Genomic DNA, 17,113 nt, shown 5'->3' with positions numbered 1-17,113 from the left:
AAGGCTTGTTTTCGGTAGCCCAAAGAAAAACACCCGATCTTAAGTAAGACCGGGTGTTTAAAAAGTTGTTGCGAACGTGTACTAAGCGGAGTCTTAGTCGTCGCTGGTCGCACCAATTTTGTGGATGCTAAGGTCAGCGCCGTTAAACTCTTCTTCGTCATCCAAGCGGATACCGGCAACCTTGTTCACCAGACCGTAGACCACGAAGCCACCGATCGTTGCGATCACGATACCCACGATAGTACCCACCAGCTGTGCTGAGAAGGTTACGCCGCCCAGACCACCCAGTGCTTCCAGACCGAAGATGCCTGCTGCGATACCACCCCATGCACCGCACAGGCCGTGCAGTGGCCATACACCCAGAACGTCATCCAGACGAGGCCATTTGTTCTGAGCCATAGTGAACATCACAACAAACAGAGCACCAGCGATACCACCGGTGATCAGTGCGCCCATAGGGTGCATGATGTCGGAACCGGCACAAACCGCAACCAGACCCGCCAGTGGTCCGTTATGGATAAAGCCCGGGTCATTCTTGCCCAGAATCATAGAGGTGATGATACCGCCGACCATCGCCATCAGAGAGTTCACCGCAACCAGACCGCTGATGCCGTCGATGGTTTGTGCGGACATCACGTTAAAGCCGAACCAGCCAACGGTCAGAATCCAGGAGCCCAGCGCCAGAAATGGGATGTTAGATGGCGCAAAAGCCACCACTTTACCGTTGCGGTAGCGACCCATACGGGCACCCAGAATCAGAACTGCTGCCAGCGCGATCCAGCCACCAACGCCGTGAACGACCACGGAACCGGCAAAATCATGGAAAGGTGCACCAAAGCTGTTTTCCATCCAATCCTGGAAACCGTAGTTGCCGTTCCAGCTCATGCCTTCAAACAGAGGGTAAACCAGACCGACAATCAGAGCGGAAGCGGTCAGCATCGGGTAGAAGCGGGCACGTTCAGCAACGCCGCCGGAGATAATCGCCGGAATAGCCGCAGCAAAGGTCAGCAGGAAGAAGAACTTAACCAGCGCATAGCCGTTGCCTTCTGCCAGAACTTCAGCGCTGCTGAAGAACGTGATGTCGTAAGCGATCCAGTAACCGATAAAGAAATAGGCCAGTGTCGAAAAGCCAAAGTCGGTCATGATCTTAACCAGAGCGTTTACCTGGTTCTTTCTGCGAACCGTGCCCACTTCCAGAAATGCAAAACCTGCATGCATTGCCAGAACCAGAATAGCTCCGATCAGAATAAAGAGCGTGTTTGCGCCCTGCATAAGAGTTTCTACTGCGCTGTTTACGCTGCTCACAGTAATGGTGTCCACAGGCGTCCCCTTAATTGTTTATATTTGCCTCAAAAAGGTGCAATTTGAGTCTGTGTTGCACAAAGTGCGGTCATTATGTGCGCGCCAATAAGTGATACCGTGCGTCATAGAAATGACGAATTTGGTGCTTTGTGCTGTAGTTGTATGATTTTTATAGTTTTTTCTACTGCATCTTAGCGGTGCGTTAATGCACTATCTAAAGGCGCTTGCAGGGTTAAAAGCAGGATGTGTGCCATAGGTTTAAAAGTAATAATAATTTGGAACGATATAATATTGATAGGCTATGGTGTGGTTTTGTTGGTCATGTATCGAGGTAGATTGAGTTTAATTAACTGAACTGTCTTCTTTCTATGGTTTATATTTCTGAAATTAAAAAGCCTCTTAGGACAAGAGGCTTTTAAGGGTGCTTATATAGATGCAAAAGATTATGAGGTGTGAGCGTATCCAATAGATGCAGGGGTTCAGCATGAGTTGGATGTTGTGCTATTTCTGCGGGGGCTGCACCCTGTTAAAAGGAATGACATTGTTGCCATCCGGGTTGTTATCCGGCGGTGGTAATGAACAATTCGCCGCTGAAGGAAGATTCTTTACGTCTTTAAGTGGTGGCGGTGGCTGAAACAGGATGTCCAGTTCCTCGCGCATCTGATTAAAGGAATCGTGCATCAGGGCTGTAATACGAATGCAGCTTTGCAGTGGTGTTTTACTGCGCTGGCGCTCCATATCAACTTTGAAGTTAATCCCCTCCAGTTTGTGCCTTATCCGTGGTGATGCATCACGGATAATCTCTTCACTCAGAGACTTGCGAATATCTTCCAGCTGTTCGGGGTTGTTCTGGGCTAGATCCATTAGCACATCGAATGACGGTAACTGGCTAGCCATGGCTCACCTCGGTCTTGTGTGCATAGCTAAAATTTAGTTCAAAAAAGAGCGGGCTGCGTAAAAATTAACCATTTTTTTTGCTGCTAAGTGTCTGAAATAAAAAAAAATGCACTGCAAAACAAAATTGTAAAAAATGTGTTACAAACCGAGCTTAATCCCTCGTTTTTTTTCTCAGGCAGATGATATGTCTGTTTTGGTGGTTTTATTTTGCTATATCGTCTGGGTGTTTGATTTTTCTATAGTTTTATTTTTTGTCAAAAATATCGTGCTGCTGAAATTTGTACCGATACAAACTAGACAAGGGCCAGAATTTGGGTAAATAATCCTTAGTCGAAGGTCTGGTATTTCATCTGAATGGCGATAAAAAATAAGACGTTTATTCAGTGATATCAGAAGAATCAGCTGAGACGAGATCCCTGTTAATTCAGCTGACTATCGAATTATCAATAATAAAATGGGAAATAATAATGAAGAGCATGGTGAAAAAAACTCTGATCGGAATGGGTGTTTCCGCAGCACTGATGGGTGCTTCTGTCGCTCAGGCTGAGATTAAAATCGCTCTGGCTGGCCCTGTTTCCGGTCCTGTTGCACAGTACGGTGATATGCAGTTCATCGGCGCTGAAATGGCGATCGAACAGATCAACAAAAAAGGCGGCGTAAACGGTGAGAAACTGGTTGGCGTTAAATACGATGATGCTTGTGACCCTAAACAAGCGGTAGCAGTAGCTAACAAAATCGTAAACGACGGCATCAAGTTTGTTGTTGGTCACCTGTGCTCAAGCTCTACTCAGCCAGCATCTGATATCTACGAAGATGAAGGTATCGTGATGGTAACGGCTGCTTCTACCAACCCTGACATCACTCTGCAGGGTTACCAGCTGATCTTCCGTACGATCGGTCTGGACAGCCTGCAAGGCCCTGTTGCAGGTCGCTTCATCGCTGAAAACGTAAAACCTAAGCGTATGGCTGTTATCCACGACAAACAGCAGTACGGTGAAGGTATCGCAACGGCTGTTAAGAGCACTGTTGAAGATGCAGGTGTAGACGTTGTGATGTTTGAAGGTATCACCGCAGGTGATAAGGACTTCTCTGCGCTGGTTGCTAAGCTGAAGCGTAACAACGTTGATTTCGTTTACTACGGTGGTTACCACCCTGAGCTGGGTCTGATCCTGCGTCAGTCTGCTGAGCTGGGTCTGGATGTTAAATTCATGGGCCCTGAAGGTGTTGGTAACAAAGACATCTCTGCAATAGCAGGTCAGGCCTCTGAAGGTCTGATGGTAACTCTGCCACCAAGCTTCGAACTGGATCCTAAGAACAAAGGTCTGGTTAAAGCATTCGAGAAGAAAGGTCAGGATCCATCCGGCCCTTTCGTAATGCCTGCTTACGCAGCGGTTCAGGTTATGGCTGACTCTATGAAAGCAACTGGCAGCACTGACGCGGAAGAAGTTGCTGAGCACATGCACAAAGCATCTTTCAACACGCCAATCGGTGACGTTAAGTTCGATGAGAAGGGTGACCTGACCTCATTCAACTTCGTAGTGTACAACTGGCACGCCGACGGCACTAAATCTCCTGCCAAGTAAGCCATCATAATAATACTGAACCAAGCAGTTCACTTACAAAGTACACTGTGAACGTTCCCCCGAAGCCTGCCAAAAGCAGGCTTCGGGCTTAGCGTTGCTCTCAAGGTGTCAACCAATGTCCGAGTCTATTTTTTACTTCCTTCAGCAGATTGCTAATGGCCTAACCATAGGCAGTACCTATGCGCTGATCGCCATCGGCTACACGATGGTTTATGGCATCATCGGCATGATCAACTTCGCGCATGGCGAAGTCTATATGATCAGTACTTATGTTGCGTTTATTGCCCTGGCTGGTCTCAGCATGATGGGTATCGACAATCCATTCCTTCTTATCGCTATGGCGTTAGCGGTGAGTATTCTGGTGGCCAGTGCCTACGGCTTCTCCATTGAACGGGTCGCCTATAAACCGCTGCGTAGCAGTAAGCGTCTGATTGCGCTTATTTCTGCGATCGGTATGTCTATCTTCCTCCAGAACTATATTCGTCTGGCTCAGGGGTCGCGTGATATTGCGATGCCGAGCATGATTCAGGGTGGTTTCCTGTTTGGTGACCCTGATGGCAGTCACATCATGATCTCCTACATGCAGGTGATCATCATGGTAACGACTGTTCTTTGTATGATTGGTCTGACACTTTTCATCTCCCGCTCCCGTATGGGGCGTGCCTGTCGTGCCTGTGCGCAGGATATCGGCATGACCAACCTGCTGGGTATTAACTCGAATAATGTTATCGCAGTAACCTTCGTTATCGGTGCCGCTCTGGCAGCTGTTGCGGGTATGTTGCTGGGTCTCTACTACGGTGTTGTAAACCCATATATCGGCTTTATCGCGGGCCTGAAAGCCTTCACTGCAGCGGTACTGGGTGGTATCGGCAGTATTCCGGGTGCCATGCTGGGTGGTCTGATCCTGGGTATTTCTGAAAGTCTTACCGCCGGTTATCTGAGCGCAGAATACAAAGATGTAGTGGCTTTCTCACTGCTGGTACTGATTCTGCTGTTTATGCCGCAGGGTATTCTGGGTAAACCTGAGGTGGAGAAAATCTAATGTCTCGTGTGACTTCTGCATTTGTCGCGGCACTGATTACTCTGGTGCTGGGCGGCTTCCTGCTGGGGATGTCTCTGACCTCAGAAGGTATCAATCTGGTTGTTGAAACCTCTACCACAGGCAAGATGACCGTTCTGTTTGTGGGTGTTGTTCTGGTATTTCTGCTGCAGCTGTTCCGTGAACAGGTGGGCAGCTTTACCTCCAAAATGCGTAGTGATGAGCGCATGGAACTGCCTTCGTTCCTGCGTACTTCTCAGCAGCAGCGTATGTGGACCATGTTTGTTATCGCAGGTCTGGTGTTGTTTCCGTTTATCAGTTCCCGTGGTGCGGTTGATATCGCCACCCTGACGCTGATCTACGTGATGCTGGGTCTGGGTCTGAACGTGGTAGTAGGTCTGGCAGGTCTGTTGGATCTGGGTTACGTAGGCTTCTACGCAGTAGGTGCTTACAGCTACGCACTGCTGAATATGTACTTTGGCGTTTCCTTCTGGGTAGCTCTGCCGATTGCCGGTGGTCTGGCTGCTTTGTTTGGCTTCCTGTTGGGTTTCCCGGTATTGCGTCTGCGCGGTGACTATCTGGCGATTGTGACACTGGGTTTCGGTGAGATCATCCGTATCCTGCTGAACAACTGGACAGAGTTGACCGGTGGTCCTAACGGTATCGCCCGTATTCCTAAGCCGACTTTCTTCGGTCTGGAGTTTAACCGTCGTCCGTCGGAAGAAGGTGCAACCACTTTCCATGACTTCTTCGGTATCGGTTATAGCAGTGAATATAAGGTGATGTTCCTTTACCTGATGGCACTGGTGCTGGTTCTGATTACCCTTTACGTGATTCGCCGCCTGATTCGCATGCCGATTGGCCGTGCATGGGAAGCGCTGCGTGAAGATGAGATCGCTTGTCGCTCACTGGGTCTGAACCCAACGACGATCAAACTGGGTGCTTTCACCATTGGCGCTTCTTTTGCGGGTTTTGCAGGTTCTTTCTTCGCCGCTCGTCAGGGCTTTATCAGTCCGGAATCCTTCACCTTTATCGAATCCGCCATCATTCTGGCGATTGTGGTACTGGGTGGTATGGGTTCGCAGCTGGGTGTGATTCTGGCGGCTATCGCTATGACTGTACTGCCTGAGCTGGCTCGTGAGTTTGACGAGTACCGTATGCTGCTGTTCGGTCTGATGATGGTTCTTATGATGATCTGGCGACCACAGGGTCTGCTGCCGATGAAACGTCCGCATTTGGAGCTGAAACGTGACTAATAATCTGTTAACAGTAAAAGATTTGACGATGCGCTTTGGTGGCCTGCTGGCGGTTAATGGCGTCGATCTTGAAGTAAAAGAGAAGCAAATTGTTTCTGTTATCGGCCCGAACGGTGCCGGTAAAACCACCGTATTTAACTGCGTCAGTGGTTTCTATATACCGACTGCGGGTTCTGTAGAGTTCCGTGGTAAAGAGCTGCGCGGTAAGCCCGGTCACCTGATTGCCCGTGAAGGTATGGTTCGTACCTTCCAGAACGTGCGTCTGTTTAAAGAGATGACTGTTATCGAGAACCTGCTGGTTGCTCAGCACATGCACGCTGAACACAACCTGCTGAAAGGCTTCTTTATGACGCCGGGTTTCCGTAAAAATGAGCAGGAAATGATGGATCGCGCTGCCCACTGGCTGGAGCGTGTTGGTCTGTTGGAATTTGCTAACCGCGAAGCCGGTAATCTGGCTTATGGTCAGCAGCGTCGTCTTGAGATCGCCCGTTGTATGGTGACCGAGCCGAAACTGCTGATGCTGGATGAACCTGCTGCAGGTCTTAACCCGAACGAAACCAAAGCGCTGGATGAACTGATTGTTCAGCTGCGTGACGAGCAGGGTATTTCCATTCTTCTGATTGAGCACGATATGGGTCTGGTAATGGGTATTTCCGATCAGATCTACGTGGTTAACCAGGGTGAGCCACTGGCAGCAGGTACTCCTGCTGAAATTCAGGCAAACCCTGATGTAATCAAAGCCTATTTGGGAGAAGAGTAATGCTGAGACTTGATAATGTTCATACGCACTACGGTCCCATTGAGGCTCTGAAAGGCGTATCACTGAATGTTGAGAAGGGTGAGATCGTAACCCTGATTGGTGCTAACGGTGCCGGTAAAACCACACTGCTGATGACCATTTGTGGTGACCCTCGTGCAACCTCAGGTACGGTGACCTGGAAGGGTGAAGATATCACCCAGAAAGAGACCTCTGAGATCATGCGTACCGGGCTTGCAGTTGTGCCGGAAGGTCGCCGGGTTTTCTCCGCGATGACGGTAGAAGAGAACCTTGCCATGGGTGGTTTCTTCAATGAAACCAACTATGACGAGCGTCTGGCTCACGTGCTGGAGCTGTTTCCGCGCCTGAAAGAGCGTTACAGCCAGCGTGCCGGAACCATGTCCGGTGGTGAGCAGCAGATGCTGGCGATTGGTCGCGCCCTGATGAGCAACCCTGAGTTGCTGATTCTGGATGAACCGTCTCTGGGTCTGGCTCCTATCATCATTAACCAGATCTTCGAGATCATCGATCAGCTGCGTAGCGAAGGCACTACCATCTTCCTCGTGGAGCAGAACGCCAACCAGGCGCTGAAACTGGCCGACCGTGGTTACGTGATCGAGCATGGTCATATCGTACTGGAAGACACCGGTGATAACCTGCTGGTGAACGAAGACGTACGTAAGGCTTATCTGGGCGGCTGATCAATTTAACGCCTAGTGTTTTAGTCTAAAAAGCCCCCGATGCGGTTACCTGCATCGGGGGCTTTTCCGTTAGTATGGCGTCGTTTTTCTGACCCGCTGGTCAGAGCGATGCGCAGGAAGCGACTATCAGGAGACGGATTTTTTCTCCTTACCTATCAAAGCCTTCCTGCGGTTTCTCAATGTAATGAAAGCGGCAGCTCATATCTGCCCGGTTGGAACCGACAGGCTTTCATATTTAAGGAGTTACCCTTGATTAACCGTACACGTCTGGCAACTCTGGTTGCCTGCTGCTCAGCTATGTTCCCACTGTCTGCTTCTGCTGAATCAATCACCCTGTTCGCTGCCGGTAGTCTTAAATCGGCATTAAGCGACGTTGTTGTTGCTTACGAGAAAGAGTATCAGCTGGATGTAAAAACCAAGTTTGGCCCAAGTGGTCTGCTGCGCAAATCCATTGAAAAGGGTGAAACGCCGGATGTTTTTGCTTCCGCGAATATGGCTCATCCGCGTAAGTTAGCGTCACAGCAGTGGGGTAGCCCCGTGGTGATGTTTGCGGGTAATCAGTTGTGCGCACTGGCGCAGCCGGAACTGAACGTGACCAGCGATAACCTGCTGGAAACGCTGCTGGATGACAAGGTGAAAGTAGGTACTTCGACCCCTAAAGCAGACCCGAGTGGGGACTACGCTTGGAAGCTGTTTGAAAAGGCTGAGCAGGTGACTTCCGGTTCCTTTGAAATGCTTTCCTTCAAAGCCCTGCAGCTGACCGGTGGCCCAAACAGTGCCAAAGCGCCTAAAGGCAAGAACCAGTACGGTTGGGTGATGAGCGAGAAGAAAGCAGATATCTTCCTGACCTACTGCACCAACGCAGTACTGGCGAAGAAACAGGTTAAAGAGCTGCAGATTGTCTCTGTACCGGCGGAGTTGTCAGTGGGTGCAGACTACGGCCTGATCGTAAAAGATGGCGCACCGAAAGAAGCGTGGCAGCTGGCGATGTATATCCTGTCACCGGCTGGTCAGACCATCCTGAAAGACTACGGCTTTAAAGCAGTGGCAGTTCCTAAGTAAGGGAGCTGCTTTGCAAGCAAATTTGGTGTGAATGTAAAAGCCCGCAATATGAACCCATATTGCGGGCTTTTGCGTTCTGGTCTAAGGCCAGACCCAAGCCTTGGTTTACCGGTTTGCTTGATTAGGATAGTCTGCAAAATCAAAGAATTATGGACGTTGCCTCGACTCATCGGTTCGGGGGATTTAAAACAACGCATGCGCGTTTGGCAGGGAAGTCGTCAGATCAGAAAATGGATTTTTCCTTTCTTATCAAAGACTTTTCTCATTTTTTGACGGTATATTGAAATCGTCAAAACGTGCATGCCTTTTATTAAGATCTAAGTTGCTCGTACAAGGAGAATATCGAGTGCATTTTTTCTATCTAGACGAAAGTGGTGATACTGGTGCCAATTTACAGGATGGGCAGCAGCCAATTTTCGTACTCGCTGGATTGAGCGTTGCCGATAAAAAGTGGAATAACACTAAAGAGCGCCTCGATCTCATTATTTCTGATTATTTCAGTGGCAATGTACCACAGGGTTTTGAGGTGCATTCGAATGAGCTTTTGTCGCCAAATGGCGAAGGTCCTTTTGATGGACATCCGACCCAGGATAGGTTGCAACTTGTTCGAGATTTACTTGGCCTAATTGATGAGCTAGGTCATCACGTCCATTTTTTCGCATTAGAGAAAGAGTCTTTGGTAAACGCAGAATGCGCGTTCGAGACTGTATATGACAGTAATCACCCATACCTTCTGGCCTTTGACTACCTAATTACTTACATGAATTGGCACGTTAAGGAAAACCTCGGACAGTCAGCTCGCGGCATGATTGTTATGGATGAAAAAGAAGAGCATCACGATAGTGTTGAAGCGATTATCCAAAACAGACGATTCGAGGTTCCAAACAATCAAAAAGTGAAATGGATTGTAGAGTTTAGCTACCCGATAGATTCAAGAAAAAACCCAATGATCCAGCTTTCTGACCTTGTGGCTTTGTGTATCCGTAGGTTCTTGGAAATTGAGAAAGGCTATAAGCCTAACACCCCAGATGTTGTTAAAGCCTTTTATGCCGAATGTTTCAATACTATTGATAAGCGAGTTAAAGGGAGGAGGCTTGTAGAGCGGAACGGAAGGAATTTGAACCATCTAAATGACCATTTGACTAATGTCCAGTGTAAACCTAGAACGCAATGGCGAAGAGCATATGGCATTCAACGCATCTAACAAGGCGCTGCTGGCGGACAAATTTTCTAATACTCTTCTCTGGATCGACTGCTCTGCCGGTGCTTTGGCGCTGCTTGAATGGAAGTGGCGGGATCAGCTGCTGACCCGCTAGCTAGAAAGGCGTTGCCACGCGGAGCATGGCAACGAGTTGGTTTTCAGGTGCAGGCAAATATGGCTCAGGCGGTCACTGCACTTTTCCGCAAAAACTCATCGGTTTTGCCTTTCACGGTTTTGCCCAGTTTCTGCATCAGGGCGAAATCCGCCTGATCGATGCCGTAGCGTGATTCCATATCCTCTAGCATTTTTAACCAGAGATGGGTTGTCATTTCGGCATCCGCCAAGGCGCGGTGAAATGTGCCGTCTGTAGGTAGATTCTTATAGCGCACCAAGGTGCCGAGTTTATGATTGGGTGCATCCTGATAAAGTCGGCGGGCAACCAGCAGGGAGCAGGCGAACAGTTGCCTGCAGGGCTGACCAATACGGGCCAGTTCGCTGATCAGAAACTTGCTGTCAAAAGACGCGTTGTGCGCGACAAGATTAAAATCTTCGATAAAGTCCGCAAACTCCGCCATCACATGTTCCGCAGGATCGGCATCCTGCAGCATCCGGTTGGTAATACCTGTGTAGCTTTCAATAAAACCACTGATCCGCTGGCTCGGGTACATCAGGCGCTGAAATCGATCCGTAATCCGGCCATCTTCCACCCGAACAGCACCTATCTCTATCGCTCTGTCACCCTTGTTTGGTGATAATCCTGTGGTCTCAAAATCCAGTACGATAACGGTGTTGGCGGGGCGGTGTTTCATGGAATGTATTGCCTGTTGTAACGGGTGATATAAAGCGGCTTGTTAGCCCCTTGAAGGTCTGAATCGTTCAGAGACAGCATCTAGTGGCGTAGAGTATGAAGGGTTCAGTAAAAAAGCAAAAGCTCCCGATAGTGCTGTTGCGCTGAATGGTTAAGTGCAGGAATAATGAGCAGCGCCGTTAGTGCATCTCGTAAACAAGAAGGATGAGCTTAACGAATGAAAACCGGTTCAATGGCAATATTTAAAAGGGATTATGAATGTTTATTATTTCGTTGAGTTATCAGGTGCCTCTTGATGAGGTTGATCGTTTTATCCCGGAGCACATTGAGTATCTCAATGAACAATACTCAAAAGGTCATTTTATTCTGTCCGGGCGTAAAGAACCCCGAACAGGCGGAGTTATTATCGCCAAGGTCGATAGCCGGGAGATGCTGAACGATATTCTCGCTCAGGACCCTTTTCATCGTGAGGGTTTGGCAAGTTATGAAGTGACAGAAGTGATCCCAACTAAGGCGGGTGAAAACCTGGAATTTCTGTTGGAAGGGTAACGTCATCAGGCGGTGCATATAACCCTGAAGCAAGTCGCCTCCAGTTAATAATAAAAGGCCTTTCGGATTTCTCTGAAAGGCCTTTTTGGTATGAAAATTTCAGTTTTATCCGTAGATAAACTCCGGCGCAAAGCCCAGATTCCAGATAATCACGGTGCCGATGCGGGTGCCCACCAGATAGACCAGAGCGATAGTCAGGATTGCCCCGCTGAAGAAGAAGGCGCGGTCTTCTTCGATACCCAATACGCTTGGCAGGCCTTTATACATCAGATAGCCCGCGTAGGCTGCTGCCACCAGATAGGCGAGCATATTAAACCAGGGCACGGGGTAGAGTGAGGCGAAGCCTGCAATCATCAGTGGTGTACTGGAATACGCCGCCAGTGCGATACCGTTTGCGGCCTGTTCATCATGTTGGCTGCCATAGGTTTTAGACATCCAGTCGATCATCCAGCCCAAGCCAAAGACACCCACCAGAATGGCAAGATAGGTCAGCAGGTTCAGTTGAAGGGCACTGGCGGAGCTGAGTTTGGTGAGTGGCCCGCTACCCACCTGCCAGCCAAATTGGGTGGTGGAGATATAGGCGCAGACCGGGCCGATCAGAGCCAGCAAGCCTATATAGGCGACGTAGATGCGGGTGGGACTTGCGTGTTCTTTTCGGATCGCTTTCCATTCGGATTCCGGGTGAGTAAACATGCCCGGCAAATGATTCAGTAGCATGACGATTACCTCGCAGCAGCTGGTATTTTTTCTCCTTTGATGGGCAAAACGACACTCCTTTAGAGAGCTTACGATTCATCGGCGGACTCAGATCCTTTCTTTTTCACTTTTATGGCTCTGGGATGGGCTTTTCGGGCTTCCCCTTGGGGCGGTGACATAGTAATGTCATTAGGATTCATCAGAATAATCAGACTGTTACACATTACCCTAAGGGTGGCCTGTTTTGTCTGAGGGCAGGTCGCAATATGCAGAGAAATGGAACCGTTATGAGTAATACCATCTGGACACCGGCATCCTGGAGAGAGAAAACTGCGCGACAAATGCCGAACTATCCGGATCAGGTCGCCTTACAGAATGTTGAGCAGGAACTGGCCGGTCTTCCGCCGCTGGTTTTTGCCGGAGAAGCCCGTCAGCTTCAGGCTGAGCTGGCTGAAGTAGCCGCTGGCCGCGCCTTCCTGCTGCAGGGCGGTGATTGTGCCGAGAGCTTTGATGAGTTTTCCGCTAACCATATTCGTGACACCTTTATGGTGCTACTGCAGATGGCGGTGGTGCTGACCTTTGGTGGCCAGAGCCCAGTGGTGAAAGTGGGCCGTATGGCCGGTCAGTTTGCTAAGCCGCGCTCAGCAGATACCGAAACGATCGATGGCGTGACCCTGCCATCCTACCGTGGCGATATCATCAACGATAACGCCTTCACCGAGGCTGCCCGTGTGCCTGACCCAGCCCGTATGGTTAAGGCTTACAATCAGGCGGCATCGACCCTCAACCTGCTGCGTGCGTTCTCCCGTGGTGGTATGGCAGATCTGCACAAGGTACACCAGTGGAACCGTGACTTTGTTGAGAAGAGTCCGGCGCTGGAGCGTTACCACGATCTGGCGGAGCGTATCGACGAAACACTGGCCTTTATGCGGGCTTGCGGCATCAGTCCGCAGAATACACCAAGTATCAACGAAACCCGTTTCTATACCGCTCACGAAGCACTGCTGCTGCCCTACGAGCAGGCACTGACCCGTCAGGACAGCCTGAGTGGCGACTGGTACGGCTGCTCTGCACACATGCTGTGGATCGGTGACCGTACCCGTCAGCTGGATGGTGCTCATGTGGAATACTGTCGCGGCGTGAAAAACCCGATCGGTGTGAAAGCGGGCCCAACCACAGATCCGGATGATCTGATTCGTCTGCTGGATGCCATCAACCCGGATAACGAAGCGGGTCGCATGAATGTGATCGTGCGTATGGGGGCGGATAAGATTGGTGATCACCTGCCTGCGCTGATCCGTAAGGTTGAAGCGGAAGGTCGCAGCGTGGTCTGGAGCAGTGATCCGATGCACGGTAACACCATTAAAGCCTCTACCGGTTATAAAACCCGTGATGTAGATGCTGTGTTGGGTGAGGTGAGCCGTTTCTTCGCGATTCATAAAGCGGAAGGCAGCCATGCCGGTGGTGTTCACCTTGAGATGACTGGTCGCAATGTGACCGAGTGCATCGGTGGCCGCTTTAAGATTACTGAAGATGATCTGGGTGATCGTTACCACACCTTCTGCGACCCGCGTCTGAATGCGGATCAGTCACTGGAGCTGGCCTTCCTTATTGCGGATAGTCTGAAAGCCGCGCGTTAAGTTCCAATCTTGCGGTCAGCCTAAGACGCTGTAACGCAAAGTTGACAAAAGCGCCGAAAGGTTTCCCTTCGGCGCTTTTTTTTTGCGACTAAAGCCGTAAATCGCCCTGTTAGTTGTTGTTTTTGGCTAATGGAGCGCTGTGAAGGCTGATATGGGTCAACAAGAGAAGATCTGCTTCCTTTTAGGATGGCAAAGCCCGTCAAAAAATCGATACATAAAAATTATTCGGGTTAAGCATTTTGTAATGCTTGTGCAGAGCTTAATAAGAGACGAATCTTCGATTGAGGACTACCAACTTGAACGCCAGATCCCCTGTAGATACAGATAAACGCTTGTTTGTCTCTGGTAATGAAGCCGTATCACTGGCTGCCAGAGATGCCCGGGTTAAAGTCGCGGCGGCTTATCCCGGAACCCCATCCACCGAAATTCTGGAATATGTCTCACGATATCCTGATATCTATTCTGAGTGGTCGATCAATGAAAAGGTATCGCTTGAGGTGGCGATAGGGGCTTCGCTGGCGGGTAGTCGTGCCCTCTGCGCCATGAAGCATGTGGGCTTAAATGTTGCCTCCGATGCCCTGATGACTCAAACCCTGATCGGTGCTGTGGGTGGTCTGGTGATTGTGGTGGCGGATGATGTGGGTTTGTCCTCCTCTCAGAATGAACAGGATTCCCGCTTCTGGGGGCGTTTTGCCCATCTGCCGGTGTTGGAACCCAGTGATACTCAGGAAGCTTACGATTTCACCCGTGCCGCCTTTGATCTCTCAGAGCAATATCAGGTGCCGGTGTTGGTGCGGGTGACCACCCGAATCTGCCATGTGAAGGGCACGCTTGTGACTCAGGATGCGGTTACAGCGCAACCTCAGGCGGGTTTTGTTAAAGATCCTTCCCGTCTAGTGATGGTGCCGGGTAATGCCAAAGGGCGGATTCCGCTGATGCATGCCCGTGATGAGGCTCTGACAGAAGCTGCTGAAGCATCTGAGTTAAACCGTGTTGAAGCAGGCGAGCGTTCAGATCTCGGTTTTGTGGTCTCCGGTGTGGCTTATCAGCATGTGAAAGAGGCTTATCCTGATGCGCCCGTGCTGAAACTCGGTTTCAGCTATCCGGTGCCGGTGGAAAAAATCCGAGCCTTCAGTCAGCAGGTTGAACGCCTGATTCTGGTAGAAGAGGTAGAACCCCTGCTGGAGAAAGAGCTGAAAGCGGAAGGTATCGCGCTGGAAGGTAAGTCAGTACTGCCAAAACAGGGTGAGCTGACACCGGATGTGCTGAAGCGCTCCCTTGAGGGAGGCACATCAGCTGCCGAAGAGGTTAAATCGGCCGCCCAACCTGAGCTGATCGCTGCTGCGCAGGAGGTGTTCCCACGCCCGCCAACCATGTGTGTGGCCTGTCCTCATCTGGGCGTTTATTACACGCTATCTAAGGTGAAAAACACCTACATCTCCGGTGATATCGGCTGCTACACCTTAGGTGCCGGCCATCCGTGGAATGCGCTGGATACCTGTATCAGTATGGGCGCATCCATGGGGGTAGCGCTGGGTCTGGATAAAGGTCGCCAACCGGAAGATGCCAACAAGAAGGTAGTTGCGGTGATTGGTGATTCCACCTTCCTGCACATGGGAATGCAGGGGTTGCTGGATCTGACCTATAACAAGGGCAACGCCACCATTCTGCTGCTGGATAACCGCGCGGTAGGTATGACTGGTGGGCAGAATGCTCCGTCAAGTGGTATCAACCTGCAGGGTGAGCAGACAGCTCAGGTGAATTTCCCTCAGCTGGTCGAAGCCTTAGGCGTGAAGAAAGAGCGCATTCATAAGGTCGACCCTTATGAACTGCCTACCCTGTTTAAAACCCTGCGGGATGAAACCAAGATCGACGATGTTTCCGTGATCATCACCAACCAGCCCTGTGTGCTGACCGAGCGCTATAAAGCGATGCAGCCGCTCAAAGTGGAAGCGGATGATTGCACCGGCTGTGGTAACTGTCTGGATGTGGGGTGCCCCGCGATTCTGGTCAGCCGTCGAGAGACGGTGATTAAGCCGAATGGCAAAGAGAAAGAGCTCGCTTTTGCGGATATCGATACCAGCGCCTGTACAGGTTGTAATCTGTGCGTAAACACCTGCGCTCCGGATGCCATCGTGCCGGCGGATTCCTTGGTGGCAAACGGCTATGAGGCTCTTCAGAGCCAGAATATCGATAATCTGGTTGTGGAGGTGAAGTGATGGGCTCTCAGGGAATTACCAACATCTTAGTGGCTGGTATCGGTGGTCAGGGCGTGATGACCGCGGCGGAGATTCTGGCGGAATCTGCGTTATCGCTGGGTATGGATGTGAAAAAGACAGAAGTGGCGGGTATGGCGCAGCGTGGTGGGGTAGTGACCTCCCATGTGCGTTTCGGCCCAAAGGTGCACTCTCCGGCGATTACGTCCGGCGAAGCGGATGTGCTGGTAGCATTTGAACCGGCAGAAGCACTGCGCTGGATTAACTATCTGAAAGGCAGTGGCGTGGCTATGGTGAATACCTATCGTCAGTCGCCGCCTGTGGTCAGTTCCGGTTTGTTTCAGTATCCGGAAGATCCCATTGCTGATATTCAGGGTGCGCGTGAGGTGCATGCTTTTGATGCCGGTCATATCGCCATCAAACTGGGGGATCGTCGTCTGATCAATACCATTATGTTGGGCGCCATATCGGAACAGCTGCCCTTTGATACCGAGGTGCTGGAGCAGAGTGTGCTTAAGCGCTTTGCCCATAAGTCAGATCAGTTGGTGGAGCTTAACCGGATCGCTTTTGCAGCGGGTAGGGAAGCCGCTCAAGGCAACTAATGCTTCTCTGAGCATGGTCTTAGAAGAGTTAACTGTGTGAATCGTTAGAGCTTGCCAGTCCTGATCTTTTTATGGGACTGGCTTTTTTGTGGTTGCAAATTTGTGGGTGTAAAAAAGAAAAAGCCCGCAAACAGATTTGTTTAACGGGCTTTCCTTCGAGCTTTTCAGGTATCGGTCGGGTTACCAGTCGATACCTTTTTGCGCTTTGATACCGGCGTTGAAGGCGTGTTTTTCATCACGTACTTCAGAAACGGTATCGGCGTATTCCACCAGATCGCGGTGTGCAGCACGACCGGTCAGAATCACAGACTGATCCTTCGGACGACCTTTCAGGGCTTCCAGCACCTCTTCAATCTCCAGATAACCGTATTTCAGCATGTAGGTGATCTCATCAAGCACCACCAGCTTAATGCTGTCATCTTTCAGATTCGGCAGGGTCTTTTCCCAGGCAGCACGGCAGGCGGTTTTATCCAGCTCGCGATCCTGAGTTTCCCAGGTAAAACCTGTGCCCATCACATGGACGGTCAGATTCGGGTTGCCTTCAAAGATATCGCGCTCACCGCAATCCCAGGTGCCTTTAATAAACTGCGTTACTGCTACTTTGTAGCCGTAGCCGAGGCTACGGGCCACAGTGCCCCATGCTGATGTAGTTTTGCCCTTACCGTTACCGGTAATCACAATGACAATGCCTCGCTCTTCCGTTGCCTTGGCAACTTTGGCATCAACCATCTCTTTGCGTTTTTGCATCGCCTTTTTATGGCGGGTATCACGATCAGTCATGGGGTCTCCGGTTGTATCTTAAAG

17 protein-coding genes are annotated in these 17,113 nt (G+C 50.3%); 12 read left to right on the top strand and 5 right to left on the bottom strand.

From position 1 onward, the window contains the following. Window positions 1-93 precede the first annotated feature (93 nt). Window positions 94-1,305, bottom strand: coding sequence for an ammonium transporter (locus tag BV405_RS07590; RefSeq protein WP_086481120.1), 1,212 nt, complete (start codon window positions 1,303-1,305; stop codon window positions 94-96). Window positions 1,306-1,803: 498 nt separating this feature from the next. Then, window positions 1,804-2,199 carry a DUF3135 domain-containing protein gene (locus tag BV405_RS07585; protein ID WP_086480276.1) on the bottom strand — a complete coding sequence of 132 codons (396 nt, stop codon included), beginning with the start codon at window positions 2,197-2,199 and terminating at the stop codon, window positions 1,804-1,806. Window positions 2,200-2,666: 467 nt separating this feature from the next. Between BV405_RS07585 and BV405_RS07580 the strand changes: the two genes are divergently transcribed. The 8 genes from BV405_RS07580 (at window position 2,667) to BV405_RS17990 (ending at window position 9,913) form a co-directional block, all read left to right on the top strand. Further along, complete coding sequence (locus tag BV405_RS07580) at window positions 2,667-3,782, top strand: branched-chain amino acid ABC transporter substrate-binding protein (protein ID WP_086480275.1); 1,116 nt, start codon at window positions 2,667-2,669, stop codon at window positions 3,780-3,782. Window positions 3,783-3,897: 115 nt separating this feature from the next. Next, complete coding sequence (gene livH / locus BV405_RS07575; protein WP_086480274.1) at window positions 3,898-4,824, top strand: high-affinity branched-chain amino acid ABC transporter permease LivH; 927 nt, start codon at window positions 3,898-3,900, stop codon at window positions 4,822-4,824. Continuing rightward, a complete protein-coding gene (locus BV405_RS07570) occupies window positions 4,824-6,077 on the top strand; it encodes a high-affinity branched-chain amino acid ABC transporter permease LivM (protein WP_086480273.1) in 1,254 nt (417 codons plus the stop codon). Before livH ends, BV405_RS07570 begins: the two co-directional genes overlap by 1 nt. Further along, window positions 6,070-6,837 (top strand): high-affinity branched-chain amino acid ABC transporter ATP-binding protein LivG, encoded by a 768-nt coding sequence (gene livG / locus BV405_RS07565; protein ID WP_086480272.1) that lies wholly within the window; start codon window positions 6,070-6,072, stop codon window positions 6,835-6,837. Before BV405_RS07570 ends, livG begins: the two co-directional genes overlap by 8 nt. Continuing rightward, a complete protein-coding gene (locus BV405_RS07560) occupies window positions 6,837-7,535 on the top strand; it encodes an ABC transporter ATP-binding protein (RefSeq protein ID WP_086480271.1) in 699 nt (232 codons plus the stop codon). Before livG ends, BV405_RS07560 begins: the two co-directional genes overlap by 1 nt. Window positions 7,536-7,784: 249 nt before the next feature. Next, complete coding sequence (locus tag BV405_RS07555; protein WP_217895598.1) at window positions 7,785-8,597, top strand: molybdate ABC transporter substrate-binding protein; 813 nt, start codon at window positions 7,785-7,787, stop codon at window positions 8,595-8,597. A gap of 346 nt (window positions 8,598-8,943) precedes the next feature. Further along, on the top strand, window positions 8,944-9,801 hold the full coding sequence (locus BV405_RS07550; protein WP_217895597.1) for a DUF3800 domain-containing protein: 858 nt from the start codon (window positions 8,944-8,946) through the stop codon (window positions 9,799-9,801). Continuing rightward, window positions 9,782-9,913, top strand: a complete 132-nt coding sequence (locus BV405_RS17990) for a hypothetical protein (protein ID WP_281251651.1) — start codon at window positions 9,782-9,784, stop codon at window positions 9,911-9,913. The genes BV405_RS07550 and BV405_RS17990 overlap by 20 nt, the downstream gene beginning before the upstream one ends. A 64-nt stretch (window positions 9,914-9,977) precedes the next feature. On the opposite strand, the gene BV405_RS07545 is transcribed toward BV405_RS17990, so the two are convergent. Further along, window positions 9,978-10,607 carry a 3'-5' exonuclease gene (locus BV405_RS07545; protein WP_086480269.1) on the bottom strand — a complete coding sequence of 210 codons (630 nt, stop codon included), beginning with the start codon at window positions 10,605-10,607 and terminating at the stop codon, window positions 9,978-9,980. Window positions 10,608-10,864: 257 nt separating this feature from the next. Here BV405_RS07545 and BV405_RS07540 point away from each other — a divergent pair, with 257 nt between their 5' ends. Continuing rightward, window positions 10,865-11,155 (top strand): YciI family protein, encoded by a 291-nt coding sequence (locus BV405_RS07540; protein ID WP_086480268.1) that lies wholly within the window; start codon window positions 10,865-10,867, stop codon window positions 11,153-11,155. Window positions 11,156-11,260: 105 nt separating this feature from the next. Here BV405_RS07540 and BV405_RS07535 read toward each other — a convergent pair whose 3' ends face one another. After that, window positions 11,261-11,872 (bottom strand): Yip1 family protein, encoded by a 612-nt coding sequence (locus BV405_RS07535; RefSeq protein WP_086480267.1) that lies wholly within the window; start codon window positions 11,870-11,872, stop codon window positions 11,261-11,263. A gap of 266 nt (window positions 11,873-12,138) precedes the next feature. Here BV405_RS07535 and BV405_RS07530 point away from each other — a divergent pair, with 266 nt between their 5' ends. The 3 genes from BV405_RS07530 (at window position 12,139) to BV405_RS07520 (ending at window position 16,309) form a co-directional block, all read left to right on the top strand. Next, on the top strand, window positions 12,139-13,491 hold the full coding sequence (locus BV405_RS07530; protein ID WP_086480266.1) for a class II 3-deoxy-7-phosphoheptulonate synthase: 1,353 nt from the start codon (window positions 12,139-12,141) through the stop codon (window positions 13,489-13,491). 296 nt (window positions 13,492-13,787) lie between these two features. Further along, window positions 13,788-15,710 (top strand): thiamine pyrophosphate-dependent enzyme, encoded by a 1,923-nt coding sequence (locus tag BV405_RS07525; protein ID WP_217895596.1) that lies wholly within the window; start codon window positions 13,788-13,790, stop codon window positions 15,708-15,710. Beyond that, a complete protein-coding gene (locus tag BV405_RS07520; RefSeq protein WP_086480265.1) occupies window positions 15,710-16,309 on the top strand; it encodes an indolepyruvate oxidoreductase subunit beta in 600 nt (199 codons plus the stop codon). The genes BV405_RS07525 and BV405_RS07520 overlap by 1 nt, the downstream gene beginning before the upstream one ends. Window positions 16,310-16,489: 180 nt before the next feature. Here BV405_RS07520 and cobO read toward each other — a convergent pair whose 3' ends face one another. Beyond that, complete coding sequence (gene cobO, locus BV405_RS07515; protein WP_086480264.1) at window positions 16,490-17,089, bottom strand: cob(I)yrinic acid a,c-diamide adenosyltransferase; 600 nt, start codon at window positions 17,087-17,089, stop codon at window positions 16,490-16,492. Between the last annotated feature and the right edge of the window lie 24 nt (window positions 17,090-17,113).

The sequence above is a fragment of the Oceanospirillum sanctuarii genome, from assembly GCF_002150805.1.
In the GTDB taxonomy this organism is placed as follows: domain Bacteria; phylum Pseudomonadota; class Gammaproteobacteria; order Pseudomonadales; family Halomonadaceae; genus Oceanospirillum; species Oceanospirillum sanctuarii.
Note: the sequence above shows the minus strand (reverse complement) of the source record. Positions and strands in the feature narration are given on the sequence as shown.

Bases quoted from the DNA above. Each gene is read 5' to 3' on its own strand.
- BV405_RS07545 (WP_086480269.1), bottom strand. From the start codon at position 10,607: ATGAAACACCGCCCCGCCAACACCGTTATCGTACTGGATTTTGAGACC.
- BV405_RS07540 (WP_086480268.1), top strand. From the start codon at position 10,865: ATGTTTATTATTTCGTTGAGTTATCAGGTGCCTCTTGATGAGGTTGAT.
- BV405_RS07585 (WP_086480276.1), bottom strand. From the start codon at position 2,199: ATGGCTAGCCAGTTACCGTCATTCGATGTGCTAATGGATCTAGCCCAG.
- BV405_RS07560 (WP_086480271.1), top strand. From the start codon at position 6,837: ATGCTGAGACTTGATAATGTTCATACGCACTACGGTCCCATTGAGGCT.
- BV405_RS07580 (WP_086480275.1), top strand. From the start codon at position 2,667: ATGAAGAGCATGGTGAAAAAAACTCTGATCGGAATGGGTGTTTCCGCA.
- livH (WP_086480274.1), top strand. From the start codon at position 3,898: ATGTCCGAGTCTATTTTTTACTTCCTTCAGCAGATTGCTAATGGCCTA.
- BV405_RS17990 (WP_281251651.1), top strand. From the start codon at position 9,782: ATGGCATTCAACGCATCTAACAAGGCGCTGCTGGCGGACAAATTTTCT.
- BV405_RS07530 (WP_086480266.1), top strand. From the start codon at position 12,139: ATGAGTAATACCATCTGGACACCGGCATCCTGGAGAGAGAAAACTGCG.
- BV405_RS07535 (WP_086480267.1), bottom strand. From the start codon at position 11,872: ATGCTACTGAATCATTTGCCGGGCATGTTTACTCACCCGGAATCCGAA.
- cobO (WP_086480264.1), bottom strand. From the start codon at position 17,089: ATGACTGATCGTGATACCCGCCATAAAAAGGCGATGCAAAAACGCAAA.
- BV405_RS07520 (WP_086480265.1), top strand. From the start codon at position 15,710: ATGGGCTCTCAGGGAATTACCAACATCTTAGTGGCTGGTATCGGTGGT.
- BV405_RS07570 (WP_086480273.1), top strand. From the start codon at position 4,824: ATGTCTCGTGTGACTTCTGCATTTGTCGCGGCACTGATTACTCTGGTG.